This window comes from Hymenobacter tibetensis, from assembly GCF_022827545.1.
Lineage (GTDB): Bacteria > Bacteroidota > Bacteroidia > Cytophagales > Hymenobacteraceae > Hymenobacter > Hymenobacter tibetensis.
In genome coordinates this window covers 73,111-87,923 of record NZ_CP094672.1, presented here as the reverse complement: position 1 = coordinate 87,923, position 14,813 = coordinate 73,111, and the positions used below count along the sequence as shown (strand labels likewise).

The following is a 14,813-nucleotide window of genomic DNA, read 5'->3' as shown; positions in this document are numbered from 1 at the left end:
GCGGACGGTACGGGGACGGCAGTCGGGACGGGCGCTAGTTGAGCACGGCGGTCTGCGACTTGAGGATCTGCCGGGCCACGGCCAGGTTGGTGTCGCGCGCGTTGACGGCCAGGTAGATGAACTTGTCGCCCGTGGGCGAGAGCTTGATCACGTGCAGCTGGTCGGTGAGCGTGAGCAGGATGTCCTGCACGGTTTGGTTGAGCTTGAGGGCCTGGATGGCTTTGAGCTTCTGCTTGACCACTTCCGTGTTGTAGGCGGCGGCCGTGTCGATGTCGAAGTCGGCGATGTTGGAGTGCGAGGCCAGGGCCATGCCGGTTTCGGTTTCAACGACGGCCACGGCTAGCAGCGTGGGCAGAGCGTCGAGGATGTCTTTGACGGCTTGTTTGGGGGAGGACATAAGGCGAAGAGGAAAAGAGAGGAAAGTAAGAAAGAAGAAAACAGAGAAAACCAGAGGAGAGCGAACGAGAACGCAGGATAGACGCCGTAAGGATGAAGCTGCCGAAGCCGGGGGCCCCGGTGCGCGAACGGCGGGGGCGGTGGGGCGGGACGGGCTGCACTTTACGAAGGCGAAGTACGGGTGTGGGAGGTATGCGGTGGCAAAGTTTTAGACGAAAGCAATACTGTGCCCTCTGAATGCGGGCAAATTGCGGCTCAGGCACGCGCATCGCACAACGCAGCACAGCACCAGGCTGGCTTGCCACCTCCGTAGCAACTGCTGCCGCCACCATTGGACCGCCCGAGATAGGACTAGGTAGGTCGGCACGGCCTCGGCGTACAGCAGGCCGGCTGGCTCCCGTACTGATGTTGCTGTCAGCTGCCAGGGTTTTCTCCTTTTCAGGCGTAGCTGGTTGGCGTTTCTGTACTGTTGTTAGGTGCAGTTTCTCGACTTTGCTATATAGCTTCCGTGTATATTTCCGTCTATCCCGGCGAATTCGTTTCTATCTATGCTTCAGCCTACTAGTGCCCCTGTAGTGCGCCCTGCTCGCGTCCAGGCAATCGACATCGTGCGCGGTTTGGTGATGGTCGTCATGGCTCTCGACCACGTGCGGGACTTTTGGAGCTACACGCCTTTCAAGCCCGACGACCTGACCCAGACTACAACCCTATTTTTCTTCACGCGCTGGATCACTCATTTCTGCGCCCCCACATTCGTTTTTCTCTCAGGTGTAAGCATCTGGCTAACTCAGCAGCGGCGTGGTAGTCGCGGGGCCATGAGCCGCTTTTTGCTCACGCGTGGGCTGTGGTTGATTGGACTGGAACTAGTGGTCTTTAGCGGCGTGCTCCAATGGGGTTACGGCATGCTGCTATTGCTGATTCTTTGGGCAATAGGTGGGAGTATGGTGCTGCTGTCCGGGTTGCTGTGGCTGCCGCGCCCTATACTAATTGGGTTGGCTGCCCTCATTCTGCTGGGCCACGATGCGCTGCCGTTTCTGCAGCCCGTTACGGCCGCTAACGTGGGGTGGGCCCTGCTGCATAACAGCCCTTTCGGGCTGCCGCTGCCTGGCGGGCCATTGCTGCTGGTAGCTTATTCCCTAGGGCCGTGGCTGGGTGTGCTGCTGGCTGGCTACCTCGTTGGCCCCTGGTTTCAACTGCCGCTACTTGAGCGCACCCGACGGCTACGCTTGGCAGGTGTGGCATTGCTGGTGCTGTTTGTAGGGCTACGTGCTACTAACTGGTACGGCGACCCGCAGCCCTGGGCCGCGCAACCACGGGGCGGCTTGTACACGGTGCTCTCGTTTCTGAACGTAAGCAAGTACCCGCCCTCCCTGCTATTCTGCTGTTTGACGCTGGGCGCGGCGCTGTTGCTACTTAGTGTGGCCGAAGAATTAACCCACCGCCCGGCCCGCTGGCTGCGCACCTACGGGCAGGTGCCATTTTTCTTCTACTTGCTACATCTACTGCTGATCAGCGGCGCCGCTTGGGTCTGGACGCGCCTCGCCTTTGGGTACCCAGTTAACCTCTCGTTCACGCCCGCGCTGGAGTGGCCTCCAACGTATCATTTTAGTTTAGTTCGCTGCTACTCGGTGTGGGTAGCGGTGGTGCTGGTTCTGTACTGGCCTTGCCGCTGGTATCAGGCCTACAAGCAACGCCACACGTACTGGTGGCTCTCCTACCTCTAGCCATGAGGTTAGTAGTTGATGAGCACGCGCTGTAGTTCCGTGGAAGTCATGCGGTTGCTGATCCAGCCTATGTGGTGTAATTGAACACTCCGGCGGGTCTTCCTTCATGGCGTAGGAACACGTTAGCTCGCTGCTAATAAGTAAGCGTAGCCTTGGTTATAACCCGCATGCCGATGATGCTTTGGAAATGTAGTATCAGTCAGCTCAATGAACAGCTAGCGCGTAAGAGTTCACCCCAACGCTGGCATTCAGGTAGCACTTGCCTGCATGGCTGTGCCTATTCTGTATGGCGGGTATGGAACAGATTATGGGCGTAGCTGAACTGGCGTAGGCTAGAGTCGTGTTAGGTGGTACTACTTGAAGCCAGGTAATCAACTAGTTCCTCATATTCTTTCTGCTCTACCTATGAAACAGCGCCTGATCTATCTTTTTGGTGGTTCGCTTGCCCTCCTCGCTTGTTCCCGCGACAAAGAGGACGCACCCGCCATTGTCACGACCTCGCCGGTGGAAACCAACGCCCCCAATACCGCTTATCAGCCGGCTTTCGCGGGGCAAACCCGAGTGGGCGGGGTCACGACGGCCGCCACCAGCTACCAGGCCACGGTCATTACATCCTCGTTAACCAACCCGTGGGGCATCACCAGCTTGCCCGACGGCCGATTGCTGGTAACCGAGAAAGCTGGCCGCTTGCGCATTGTTACGCCTGCCGGCGCGGTCAGTGCCCCTATCACGGGAATCCCGGCGGTTAATCCGGCTGGGCAAGGAGGGCTGTTGGGCCTGTGCCTCGACCCGGATTTCGCCACCAACCGGCTCGTGTACTGGTCGTTTTCGGAAGCTCGGCCTGATGGCAATCTGACCGCCATCGGCAAAGGACGCCTAGCCAACAACGAACAAACTATCGAGGGAGCCACTGTTATCTACCGGGCCCTGCCCGCGTACGCCGGTACGCTGCACTACGGGGGCCGGGTGGTATTCGACCGTACGGGCAACCTGCTGGCCAGCACGGGCGAGCGTTCCGATTTAGCTACCCGGCCTCAGGCGCAAGTGGTAGCGTCGGGTCTGGGTAAGATTGTCCGCATCACCAAGGACGGGCAGCCCGCGCCTGGTAATCCGGTGGTTGGGCAAGCGGGCGGGCGTCCCGAACTATATTCCATCGGGCACCGCAACCCCCAAGGATTAGCAGTGCATCCAGTAACCGGCGACGTATGGCAAAGTGAGCACGGCCCCCGTGGAGGCGACGAGCTTAACCGCCTGCAAGCCGGCGCCAACTATGGCTGGCCCACCATCACGTATGGCATCGAATATGGAGGAGAACCCGTGGGCAGTGGCATCCAGCAACAGCAGGGCTTGGAGCAGCCTGCGTACTATTGGGACCCAGTGGTGTCGCCCAGCGGCATGACTTTTTACAGCAGTGACCGGATTGCCGGCTGGCGTAATAATCTGTTTATCGGGGCGCTCAGCGGCACGCACCTTGTCCGCTTGGTTATCGACAACAACCGGGTGGTAGGCGAAGAACGGCTACTGGCCAGCGAAGGGCAGCGCTTCCGCGATGTTACCCAAGGTAGCGACGGCGCCCTGTACGCCATTACCGATCAGGGCCGATTGTATCGAATAGACCGACCATAACCTTCGTACTATCTTAAGTGCCGAGACAGCCGGGAATCTAGGCCTACGCGCCGATGAACCTAGATTGCTACCGCAGTAGCGTGTCGTCTGGTAGTTGAGGTAGCCTGCTACTACCCTGGCTCGAACGCTACATCAGCGTCCGAGCCAGGGTATGCTTTTTTCCTGTCGCCCCAAAAGGCCCGTACAAGGCAAACAGTTACCGAAGCAGGTGGTCTTACCGCAGCGGGCGGAAGAAGGTGCGGATAGATTCGGCCAATGCTGTGGGCTCTTCCAGAGCTGGGAAATGCCCACCAGCCGGGACTTCAATCCACTGCTGCACGTTGTAGAAGCGCTCGGCAAAGGAGCGGGGTGCCCGTAGCAAATCTTGGGCAAAAGTGGTGAAGCCGGTCGGCACCTCGATTTTGGGCGCCCCTAAGCCCTGGGGCACCTGGTCTCCTTGGTAGTACGGAGCGAAAGAGGAGCCAATGGTGTCAGTGGCCCAGTACAGAGTTAAGTTTGTTAGTAGCTCTTCCTTGCTGAAGCGAGTTTCAAGATTACCGTCACAGTCGCTCCACGCCCGAAACTTGTCTAGCAGCCAAGCGGCTAGGCCGGCCGGCGAGTCCCGCAGGCCGGGCACCAGCGTATTAGGTTCGTTGGCTTGCAGGGTGGCGTAGGTGGCGTGTTGTGCCAGCCAGTGCTGACTAGCCGTGAGGTACTGCTGTTCTTCAGTGGAAGGGTCAGTAGGTGGTACGAACAGCCGGGTGAAAGGTACACCCGTCAGGTGCATGCCGCTCAGGCTGGAAGCATAGTCTAGGGCCAGCCGCTCAGTCACGAGGCTGCCTACGTCGCTGCCGTGGGCTCCGTAGCGAGTATAGCCGAGCGTAGTAGTCATCAGTTGCTGCAGCCGGCTCGCCGAATGGCCCGCAAACGAGCCAGTAGGCGGCAGCGGAGTTGAAAAGCCGAAACCCGGCAAGTCGGGTACTACCACGTCGAAGGCGTCTTCAGCCCGCCCGCCGTGAGCTGCAGGGTCGGTAAGGAGCGGAATCAACTTTAGAAATTGCCAGGACGAATCCGGCCAGCCGTGGCTCAGCAGCAGTGGCAACGGCCGCGGGCCCCGCCCTCGCTCATGAATAAAGTGGAGCGCTGTGCCCTCTATCATGGTATGAAACCGAGCAACTTGGTTGAGTTGAGCTTCCTGCTGCCGCCAGTCGAAATCGTGCTGCCAGTAGGTGAGTAACTCGCGCAGGTAGGCGGGGCTGGTGCCCTGCTGCCAGTCCGCACGGGTGGGTTCAGCGGGCCAGCGAGTGTGCGCCAGACGAGCGCGCAGGTCGTCGAGAATGGATTGGGGGATGTTTACCTGGAAGGGCTGCATGCGGGAAATAAGAAGAGAGTGAAACAAGCGTTTGTCGTTTGACCCTGCAAAATTTCCAGCCGTTTATGACAGCTCTATGTCAGCTTCTCGGGTGGGGTACCAAAAAAATCGTGCGCCCGTTGCGCCCACTCCCGTAGATGCTCCCGCAAGGCCAGCGGCTCCACCACCGTCACCGCCCCTGCGTGCGGCAGTAGCCAGGCGGCTAAGTACGGAAAGGAGCCGATAAACAAAGTCATTTCCAGGCTGCCATCGGGAAGCTGCTGCTCGTGAGCCCACCCATATTGGTACTTGGTAGCATGCAGTTGCTGAACCAGCGCGGGCAGCACCGCCGCGGGCTGGTAGCGAAGCACGACCTTTTCAGTGGGTCGCCGGTTGGCTGCTTCCGCCCAGTACTGCTGCAAGGTTTCGGGGCGGGCAGCAAACACTTCTTCCCGCAACTCCAACTGCTGGATACGATCGAGGCGGAAGTCGCGGAAGGAGTGCCGTAGCCGGCAATATGCCACCACGTGCCACTGCTGGCTTAAGTACAACCCAATTGGCTCGATGTCGCGGGACGAAGGGGCCGCTGCCTCCAGGGCTTGGTAGTGCAGCCGTACCAGCCGGCGCGAAGCTGTTGCCGTTACGAGCTGCTGATAGATGGTCGAGCCGGCTGGCTGTTCGCGCGGAGTCAACACTTGAATGTGCGGCGCCAGAGTGGCGAGGTGGTCACGGTCGGGGCGGCGGAGCACAGCCCGCAACTTGTCCATGGCTGCCTCGCTCAGGCGGGCGGTGGGAGCGTCGGTCAGCTGGGCTGCTAGCTTTTCAGCAGTCAAAAGGGCCGTGGCCTCTTCCCGCGTAAACATAACCGGGGGCAGGCGGTAGCCCTCCACCAAGGAATAGCCCACGGCGTGCTCACTGAGCAGTGGTACGCCCGCTTCTTCCAGGGTGTGCAAGTCGCGGTAGACAGTCCGCAGGCTTACCCCAAACTGCTGGGCCAGGGCCGGGCCACTTACCAGGCGTTTGGCCTGCAACTGAAGCAGAATAGCCATAATCCGGTCAAACCTATTCATATTTATCAAGCAAGTAAAGTCTGCGCGCTACCCGCCACCATCGGCCAGCTAGGGATAGAACCAGACGGCCCAAATTACCTAGCTTTTCCTACACAAGCCCTGACTATGTATCCGTGAGAGCCCCCACGAAGCCAGGCGGCCCCTGCTACAAACTAGCTGCGGCTGGCAAGCCGAGTAGCATTCAGACCACTTGAAGGCAGCTCCCACGTTCGCACGTGCTCGTCTCAAGCAGCCAACGTGGCGAAACCCCACACGGTAGGGGAGTGGCACCGCGTGGGTTTCGCTTTTACCAAGGGCAGCTGGCTGGGGCAGGAAAGTATTCTTCGCTGATGAATTTCCCGGTTGGCCCATCCGGCCCAAGTAGCGCGTACTGCACAATGCGCTGCCCGGCCTCTGCTGCTGTGCTGGTGCCCTGGTAGCCCGTGAAGTCGGTTTTGGTGTAGCCTGGGCACACCGCATTGACTTTGAACGGGGTGTCGCGCAGGGAGTGGGCTAGATGGATGGTGTACATATTCAAAGCCGCTTTCGACGACTGGTACACGGGGTACCGGGTGGCCAACTGCTCGTTGTTCAGGTCGGCGTACATCGTTAGGGAAGCCATGGCGGTGCTCACGTTGACGATGCGCGGCTGCAAAGATTTTTCCAAGAGGTCGATGAACGCCTGCGTGACCCCAGCCACGCCAAATACGTTGGTTTCAAACACGTCCCGAAATTGCTCGAGCGTGGCGTGCAAGGCAGGCTGAGACAGTCCGCTAGAGATACCGGCGTTGTTAACCAGTACATCCAGAACCGACGTTTTTTCACCAATTGCCGCCCGGGCTGCCCGAATGGAGGCAGGGCTAGTGACATCTAATGGCACGGCTTCCAGGTTTGTCAGCCCAAGAGCGTTGAGTTGTTGTACTGCGGCTTGTCCGCTTTCAAGGTTGCGGCTGCCGAGATACACGAAATAACCGTGCTGAGCGAGCTGTTTGGCGACTTCCAGGCCGATGCCCTTGTTGGCGCCGGTTACTACTGCTGATTTCATGGGTGTTGCTTGAACTAGGTAAGAAAATAAGTTGGCTGAATTCTTCTAACCGGACAATTTGGGCAAGGGCATAGCCTTGCCAGTCAAGGACTTGCTGGTGCCTTAGAGCAGTTATTAAGAATAGTGGGAGCTGGCTGATCCGAGTGTACCGGCAGGGCTTCCGTAGAGGAGGCCCCCAATACGCCCGCAGCCTAACGGCTTAGTCTTAGTGCGCTACTAGCCTGCGGTGCCGGGTGCCCTTTTGCCTGTGGTTACGAAACCCTGGCTTGCCGAAGGGTGGCTGGTTGCTCTGGTGGTTTGCCGTTTCGGGTGGGTGCTGGTTGGTGGCCGTTTGCTTGCCCGAGCAAGGCGGTCGGGGGGTAGCCGAAGTGCTTTTTGAATGCGTACGAGAAGTGCGCCAGATTCTCGAAGCCTACTTCCAGGTACAGCTCCACGGGTTTTCTGCTTTTTTCGGTGAGCTGATAATGGGCCAACTCCAACCTTTTCTGGGTGAGCCAGCGCTGGGGGCTCAGGTGAAAAGCTTTCTGAAAGTCGCGCTTAAAGGTGGTCAGGCTACGGCCGGTCAGATAGCCAAACGTGGTCAACGACATATTGAACCGATAATTCGCTTCCATAAATTCGACCAGGTTGATTTTTCCAGGCTCAAAGAAGTTGGCTAGCACTCCGTCACTACGCGGGTCGAGGGTGCGCAGAATTTCCATTGCCTCGGCTACCTTAACGGCCAGCAGCTTTTCCGATACGGGGTGTTGCAGCTCCAGATAAGGCAGCAGAGACGCGAAGAGGCTTTGCAGGAGCGGACTTTTCGAAAACAGCAGCAGGCCGCTGGCAGCCGGGCGGGCAGGAACGGGTACATTCTCAGCATAGTAGGCCCGCACGAGGGCTGTGGGCAACTTCAGGACCACTGCTTGATAGGCGGCGCCTTCCTTCGGATACTTAATCAGCGTGGCGGGCTGATTTCTAGGCAACAGCACCGTCTCACCCGCTGCGCAATAGTACGTGCGGTCAGCTTGCACTACTTTTAGCTCGCCCGCCAGCACCCCCACCAGAACGTGGTCCTCGTAGGTTTTCTCTCCGCCGTAGCGCTGGTCGCCACTACAAACCACCACCATCTCTGCGTTGCGGTTTAGCTGCTTAAGGGCCATAGAGGAATGTGCTTAAAGGCTTGCGGGAAGTGCTGCTCGACTCTACAAAGGTAGGTGGCCTAAAACCGAAGCACTTTGTTGAGAAGGCCAAAGATGCTTTACTCAGCGGCCCACCTGACCAGTACAATATGTGCTAGTTAGCAGGCACTATGTTGTCTGGGCTAAGAGCCAGCCTAAGGTTCTGACACAAAACTCCAAATCAGTGGAACGCCTTCACCCCCGCACGTGTAGGCTGCCGCCCCGGTTAACGCTTAGCGGTGAATGACCGTCGAAAGGCCAAGGGGGTGGTGTTGGTTTTGGCTTTAAACAATTGACTGAACGATTGGGCATGCTCGAACCCCAGTTCGTACGCAATTTCGCCAACCGACAAACTGGTGACCGTCAGGCGCTCCTTGGCGCGCTCAATCAGCCGGTGATGGATATGCTGTTGAGCGTTCTGCCCGGTTAGGGACCGTAGCATATCACTGAGGTAGCTTGAACTCAGATGCACCTGGTCCGCCAGGTACTGCACGGTTGGCAAACCTTGCACGAGCGGTTTCTGGGCCTCAAAGTACGCGTCCAGCAGCTCATCGACCTGCTGAAGCAGCATCCGGTTTGCTGGGCGCCGGGTCAGGAACTGCCGCTGATAAAAGCGCTGGGCGTAGGTGAGCAGCAACTCGAGCTGAGCCAGGAGCACTTCTTGGCTAAGGTCATCAAGGCGGCTGCCGAGTTCTTCCTCCATGCTGCCAAACAGCGCCATCAGGGTAGCTTTTTCCTTGTCGGAAAGGTGCAGGGCCTCGTTGGTGGCGTACGAAAAGAAACCATGCTGCTTGATGGTTTTCGCCAGCGGGTAGCCCAACAGAAAGTCTGGGTGGACCAACAACACAACGCCCCCCTGACAGCCCGCATCCTGCGCACTGCCCAACACCTGGTTCGGGGCCGCCAGCAGCAGGCTGCCTTCTGTGAAGTCGTAGTGGCCTTGACCGTACGCTAGCTGGCCCGCGCCCCCGGTTTTGAGCGCAATCTTGTAGAAGCTCAGCACGTGTGGGCCGTGGGCTGATGCGCCCTGTACTGGGTAGGCCGTGGCATCGAGCAAGCTGATGAGCGGGTGCTGCGGCTGCGGTAGCCCTAGCGCCTGGTGTGCCTCGGTCAGGGAGTTAAACCGCTGTGGACTCGTTTCTGATTTTTTCATACGGGTAGCCGAAAGCCACCAACAACGAGAGGACAAGCCTTGCGTTGTTGGTGGCCGCACGGGTAAGATACTAGGTAGCGAGTGTTTACGCGTTGAGTAGCCGGCCAGCATCCCTGTGAAAGAAGTGGGAGTAACCGGCCGGCTGCCTAATGAGGCGTGTTGGAAGTACCCTGTGCCGCATCCGATATAGGAGCCCACTGCTCCCAGGTGGCGAGGCGCTCGGCGTAGGTGGCCCGCACCCACGGCAGATTTTGGCTGCCCAAGAAAATGCGGAGCGGTGGTTCCGGTGCATCTACAACGGCGAATAGGGCGGCGGAAGTGGCCAGCGGATCACCGCCTTCACTGCTTTGGAGGCGCTCCATAAAGTGGGTCCGGAAATCGGCGTAGACGTCTAAACTAGGAGCGAATTTCAACGACTGGGCACTGCCGAATTCGGTGGCGTATGCTCCCGGCTCCACCAGCGTGACGTGCAGGCCAAACGGCTTGATTTCCATGGCCAGACTCTCATGAATTGCCTCAAAGGCCCACTTCGAAGAGCAGTAGTAGCCAATCAGCGGCAAACTCACCAGACCTAACCCACTCGAAATACCAATGATGTGCCCACTACCTTGGGCGCGTAGCAACGGTAGTGCGGCCTGGATGACGGCCAGCGTGCCGAAGATGTTAGTCTCGTACAGCGCCCGTACGTCCGCCGCGCTGGCTTCTTCAATGGTGCCAACCAGCGAGTAGCCGGCATTGTTGAGCACCACATCGAGCCGCCCGAAATGTGCGTGCGCTTGCGTAATAGCTGCCGCTACTTGGTCTGGCTGAGTGACGTCCATCGCCAACCTTAACACGTTGTCACCGTGGGCGGCCTGAAGGTCGGCTAGGCTATCCAGTGTACGAGCCGTTGCGGCCACTTTGTCGCCTCGTTGGAGGGCAGCCTCGGTCCAGATGCGGCCAAAGCCACGTGAGGCTCCCGTAATAAACCATACTTTGCCCGGCGTAGTAACCGTGCCAGTGTCTGCTGCATGTTGTTGTGCCATGAGATACTTAGTTGCGTTGGTAACGCTGCAAAGTTTGCCGGCAGTTGCAGTGAAGATTGTAGGCTAACTGGGGAATTACGTAGGCAAAACGAGGCTGCCAAGTGGCCGTAGCATCTTGTGTGGGTATGTAGTGTCAGCGAAGTGTAGGCCAAGGCGGGTAAGAGCTAGTTCCTGACAAGCGATGTTTGATAGGGCTATCGACACTTAATTGGAGCTATACTAGTAACATCAGTAACATCAGTAACATTTCCTTTGCATGTCGGTCGTATAGTATGAACTGACGCATTGCTTCGGTATGGAATATTGCTGATAGCTAAGTGGTTAGAAGCAAATATTTTGTAATGTCACTCAGTTATACAATAGGAGCCAATAATCTTAAGTCCTCGCGTAGTTGCGCCCACTGCCAAGCTTTTTCACGCTCCATTGTAGCAACAGCTTGCGTTGTTGGTACGGCCAAACAGGCTGCTTTCACTGCATATTCCCCGGCATGTCGGGCGTGCGTGTACATATGGGCAACAGCAGCGGCTTGTCCGGTTGCTCGGGCCGCCGCTACTGCCGCCAGATTTACTGCTTGCCGGGCAGCCGCATGCGCCGCAAACGCAGCAGCCCGACACTCCATCATGGTGCGTTCACCTCGTACCCACTCGCGTAGAGTTTGTAGCGCTAGGCTGGGGCGGTTGTCCGCAGGCTGGTTCACTTCAAATAGAGGTAGTGTACGCTCGGCACACGTGGCAGCCCAGAGAGCCAGGGCGCGGTGCACTTCCAAGTCGGGGTTACGGAATTTCTTTTCACTGTTCTTCATGCCTACTTACAGGCTACCCGGAAGGAGAAGGGGGCACTACTCGCTTTCGTAGTAAGGTAACGAGGCGTTTTCTCTTCGTAGTGCCTGGAAATAGCTCGTTGCTGCTGCATCCCTTCCTGAAATATAGGTACCCTTTAACGCTCTTCCAACGGTAGAATATCCTTCCACGCCAAGCGGCCAGTTCCCTACTTTCGGGAGACTGGCCGCTTTCATTGCTTGTTTGTTTGACTACGCGGGGCGTACTGGCCTGCGCACCACATATTCTTTATAGCCTAGCATCCTTGCTGTTTCCAACCATGGGCCGGGTCGATTGGCTCAAGACGTTTATCAGCAAGTTGCCGCCCATAAAGGTGCTTGAAAGCCCTAGCCACAGTGGCTAGCACTAACCCCGTCAACGAATTAGCCCGCCGTAGCAAACGGGATGCCGGTCAGTTCTTCGGTTAATTGCCACAGCCGTTTGGCAGCGGCAGCGTCCACAGCATAAGCCATTACGCCTCCCGAGTGTATTCCTTCCGCAAACCCCTGTTCAGACGACAAGCTAGCAATATCTCCGTCCTCGCAATACACTCCCCCAATGTTGTTTAGCAGCGGGCTCGTAGCGCACCAAATGGTGGTAGCGGCGCCTTGGGGAATGGTTTTTAGGGAAGCGACAACCTCCTGAACAACCTGTCCTTGCGCGTCATAAAAGCCGAATTGCTGTAGTATCGCCAACGGGGCTTCCCGGAGTAGCTCTGTGCCCCAAATATTGCCGGGGTGCACTGCGTAGGCCCGTACGCCAAACGCCTTGGCTTGATTATCTAATTCCAGCGCAAACAGGTTCAGTGCAGTTTTGGATTGCCCATACGCTTGCATGGTTTCGTACTCCCGGTGCTCGAAATTAGGGTCCTCGAAGTGGAATGGCGCGAACTGGTGCCCTAGCGAGGATACGTTAACTACTCGGGCGCCAGCTGCTTGTTTCAATGCGCCCCACAGTCTGGCAGTTAGTTGAAAGGGCGCTATATAGTTCGTGGCCAATTGCGATTCTATTCCCTGGCTGTTTCGGCGCAAGGGCACGAACATGATGCCCGCATTGTGAATAAGCAGGTGCAGTGGTCGGCCCGAAGTTAAGAACGTGGCCGCGAAGGCGTCAACAGAAGCAGGATCCAGTAAATCCATTTCCATTAATTCCACATTGGCCACGCCGGCCAGATTCTCAGTTGCCTTGCCTAGGCTTCTGGCGGGCACAATGACGGTGGCTCCCGCGGCAGCCAGGGTTTTGGTGGTTTCCAGGCCAATGCCCGTGTACCCGCCCGTCACGATGGCCACCTTTCCGGTTAAGTCCACCCCTTCAATTACCTCACTAGCCGTGGAGCTGGCGTTGAATCCTGAACCAATGGGCGCTTGTAAGGCGCCGTTGTTATTATTCTGTTGCATTGCTACTGTGTTTTTCCTTGGGAAATGTTGCTTGCACACATCCTGGCTTTCTTGCGCTACAATGCGCTTGCCAGGTAAGAGTCTTGGGCCAACCAGTCGTGGGTAGGCACCTCAAGTGCTTAGCCCACAACCGATTGGTTATGCTTATTTCATTAAACTGATAGTGGTCATCCCGCCATCGGCCAGAAGTTCTGTTCCGACGATAAACGAGGAGTCGTCGGAGGCTAGGAAAACAACTGCTTTTCCTATCTCGGAGGGTAAGCCCAATCGGCCCATAGGAATCAGGTCTTTCCACACTTGCTTAACCTGTTCTAGGTGCTGCTGCGGTACCAGTTTGCCGAAAACCGGGGTGTCAATAGAGCCCGGCGACAAGGTGTTAACCCTGATTTTCCGCTCCAATAAATCAAGCGACAAGCCTTTGGCTAAAGAGATAACTGCTGCTTTCGCCGCGGCGTAGATCGTCATGCCGGGGGCGGCCCGGTGGGCAGCACTGGAGCCAATAAGAATGATGGAAGCGCCGTCGTTGAGGTAGGGAAGGGCTTTTTGAACGGTGAAATAGGAGCTCTTCAAATTCAAGTCCATGTACTGGTCGTAGTTGTCTTCCGTCACGTCCGCAATGGCGGCCATGGGGCTACCATCCACGACACCGCCAGCGTTGACCACCAGGATATCAATCTGGCCGAACCGCTCGGAAGTGTCCTTGAAAACCCGTTCCAGATCTTCCATCTGGGTTACGTCGCCTTGGAGGCCGATAAAGCCGGGGCCAAGTTCCTGCACGGATGCATCGAGCGTGGCCTGATTTCTTCCGGTGATGGTACCGACGGCACCTTCGTTTTTAAGCGCTTCGGCAATGCCAAAGCCAATGCCACTATTACCGCCCGTTACGACGGCGACCTTATTCTTGAGCTTGCTCATATGTCAGTTTCCTGTGATTGTGAGCTGCAAAGCTAGAACCAATAGGTTACTTTTAGAAACATTATAACTAAAAGTAACAGTAACTTTCAAGTAACCAAGTAACCTATGCCATACCACCTATGTATGTTCGGCACGGCGAATTTCACTCTCAATCAACTGCTACCCATCGAGCCTGCGCTGCTTACCAACGGCCCCGTTGGCAGCGTCTTTCCGCTGGGCGTGAAATTTCGTCGAGTCAGTATTCCTAGCAAAACGTAGCGTTGGCATGAAGCAGACGATAAGTAGGATACCCAGCCAGCCTACAACAACGTGCGGCATGCACCGCTTGAACTCGCCCGTAGCGTCTTTGCACGCTGCTGAATGAAAGTGGGAGAACATTCTGGCAAGCCCTGCTGCTTGACTCGCTCTGGGGGTGTTATAGTCCGTAGATGCCACCGGAAACGGATAGTTTCTCCCCGGTAATCCACGCAGCATCATTTGAAGCCAGGAAGACGGCTACTTTGGCAACGTCCGCGGGCTGGCCCGTGCGGCCAAGTGGTGTATTCGCCACTAGTTTGGCTTCGAATTCGCTGCCAATAAAGCCCCCACTCCGCGACCCTTCCGTTTCCACGACGCCGGGCAGGATAGAATTGATGCGAATGTTTCGGCCGCTGAATTCCTTCGACAAGGCTATGGTTATGGCATCCAAGGCGGCTTTGGAAGCCGAGTACACAGCTCCGGTGGGAAGTGGCGTTTTGCTGACCTCGGAACTGATGTTGATGATGTTGCCACCGTCCGGACCAAACAGTTTAACTGCGGCCTGGATAGCAAGCAACGAGCCCAATACATTGAGGTTGAAATGCTGATGGAATGAGTCTGCCGAGACTTCCTCCACTGGCGCATACTGGTAAATGCCCGCGTTGTTGACCAATATATCCAGGGTGCCGAACGCTTGCTTGGTTTCAGCGAACAGCCTAGTGATATCAGCTTCATTCGACATATCGGCTTGCACTGCAATAGCGGTGCCGCCGTTGGCCGTGATGGCCTCTACCACGTTGTCTGCTCCGGCTTTGCTGGAAGCATAGTTTACCACCACTTTAGCACCTTCGGCAGCGAAATATGTGGCAATAGCAGCGCCTATGCCTTTGGAGGCCCCCGTCACGATGGCCACTTTGTTCTGTAGTTTGCTCACTTTT

14 protein-coding genes are annotated in these 14,813 nt (G+C 57.1%); 3 read left to right on the top strand and 11 right to left on the bottom strand.

Features of this window, described 5'->3' with window-relative positions:
- Positions 1–34: 34 nt before the first annotated feature.
- Positions 35–397: a hypothetical protein gene (locus MTX78_RS24355; protein ID WP_243803306.1), complete on the bottom strand. Its 363-nt coding sequence runs from the start codon at positions 395–397 to the stop codon at positions 35–37.
- 547 nt (positions 398–944) lie between these two features.
- Here MTX78_RS24355 and MTX78_RS24350 point away from each other — a divergent pair.
- Positions 945–2,120 (top strand): DUF1624 domain-containing protein, encoded by a 1,176-nt coding sequence (locus MTX78_RS24350; protein WP_243803305.1) that lies wholly within the window; start codon positions 945–947, stop codon positions 2,118–2,120.
- A gap of 405 nt (positions 2,121–2,525) precedes the next feature.
- On the top strand, positions 2,526–3,746 hold the full coding sequence (locus tag MTX78_RS24345) for a PQQ-dependent sugar dehydrogenase (protein WP_243803303.1): 1,221 nt from the start codon (positions 2,526–2,528) through the stop codon (positions 3,744–3,746).
- A gap of 214 nt (positions 3,747–3,960) precedes the next feature.
- On the opposite strand, the gene MTX78_RS24340 is transcribed toward MTX78_RS24345, so the two are convergent.
- The 9 genes from MTX78_RS24340 to MTX78_RS24300 all read right to left on the bottom strand — a co-directional run bounded on the left by MTX78_RS24340 (position 3,961) and on the right by MTX78_RS24300 (position 13,638).
- The gene (locus MTX78_RS24340; protein WP_243803301.1) at positions 3,961–5,097 is read right to left on the bottom strand and encodes an epoxide hydrolase family protein; all 1,137 of its coding nucleotides are present in this window, start codon (positions 5,095–5,097) and stop codon (positions 3,961–3,963) included.
- 74 nt (positions 5,098–5,171) lie between these two features.
- Complete coding sequence (locus MTX78_RS24335; protein ID WP_243803300.1) at positions 5,172–6,146, bottom strand: helix-turn-helix transcriptional regulator; 975 nt, start codon at positions 6,144–6,146, stop codon at positions 5,172–5,174.
- A 286-nt stretch (positions 6,147–6,432) separates the two neighbouring features.
- A complete protein-coding gene (locus tag MTX78_RS24330; RefSeq protein WP_243803298.1) occupies positions 6,433–7,170 on the bottom strand; it encodes an SDR family oxidoreductase in 738 nt (245 codons plus the stop codon).
- 251 nt (positions 7,171–7,421) lie between these two features.
- Entirely contained in the window at positions 7,422–8,312 is an 891-nt protein-coding gene (locus MTX78_RS24325; protein ID WP_243803297.1) for a helix-turn-helix domain-containing protein, read from the bottom strand.
- 244 nt (positions 8,313–8,556) lie between these two features.
- A complete protein-coding gene (locus tag MTX78_RS24320) occupies positions 8,557–9,483 on the bottom strand; it encodes a helix-turn-helix domain-containing protein (RefSeq protein ID WP_243803295.1) in 927 nt (308 codons plus the stop codon).
- Between the two features lie 146 nt (positions 9,484–9,629).
- Complete coding sequence (locus tag MTX78_RS24315) at positions 9,630–10,508, bottom strand: SDR family NAD(P)-dependent oxidoreductase (RefSeq protein ID WP_243803294.1); 879 nt, start codon at positions 10,506–10,508, stop codon at positions 9,630–9,632.
- A gap of 352 nt (positions 10,509–10,860) precedes the next feature.
- Positions 10,861–11,310: a putative immunity protein gene (locus MTX78_RS24310; protein ID WP_243803292.1), complete on the bottom strand. Its 450-nt coding sequence runs from the start codon at positions 11,308–11,310 to the stop codon at positions 10,861–10,863.
- 399 nt (positions 11,311–11,709) lie between these two features.
- Positions 11,710–12,723, bottom strand: coding sequence for an SDR family NAD(P)-dependent oxidoreductase (locus MTX78_RS24305; RefSeq protein WP_243803291.1), 1,014 nt, complete (start codon positions 12,721–12,723; stop codon positions 11,710–11,712).
- Between the two features lie 144 nt (positions 12,724–12,867).
- Entirely contained in the window at positions 12,868–13,638 is a 771-nt protein-coding gene (locus tag MTX78_RS24300) for a glucose 1-dehydrogenase (protein ID WP_243803289.1), read from the bottom strand.
- Between the two features lie 105 nt (positions 13,639–13,743).
- Here MTX78_RS24300 and MTX78_RS24295 point away from each other — a divergent pair, with 105 nt between their 5' ends.
- A complete protein-coding gene (locus tag MTX78_RS24295) occupies positions 13,744–13,896 on the top strand; it encodes a hypothetical protein (RefSeq protein ID WP_243803287.1) in 153 nt (50 codons plus the stop codon).
- 157 nt (positions 13,897–14,053) lie between these two features.
- Here MTX78_RS24295 and MTX78_RS24290 read toward each other — a convergent pair whose 3' ends face one another.
- Positions 14,054–14,809, bottom strand: a complete 756-nt coding sequence (locus tag MTX78_RS24290) for an SDR family NAD(P)-dependent oxidoreductase (RefSeq protein ID WP_243803285.1) — start codon at positions 14,807–14,809, stop codon at positions 14,054–14,056.
- Positions 14,810–14,813 lie beyond the last annotated feature (4 nt).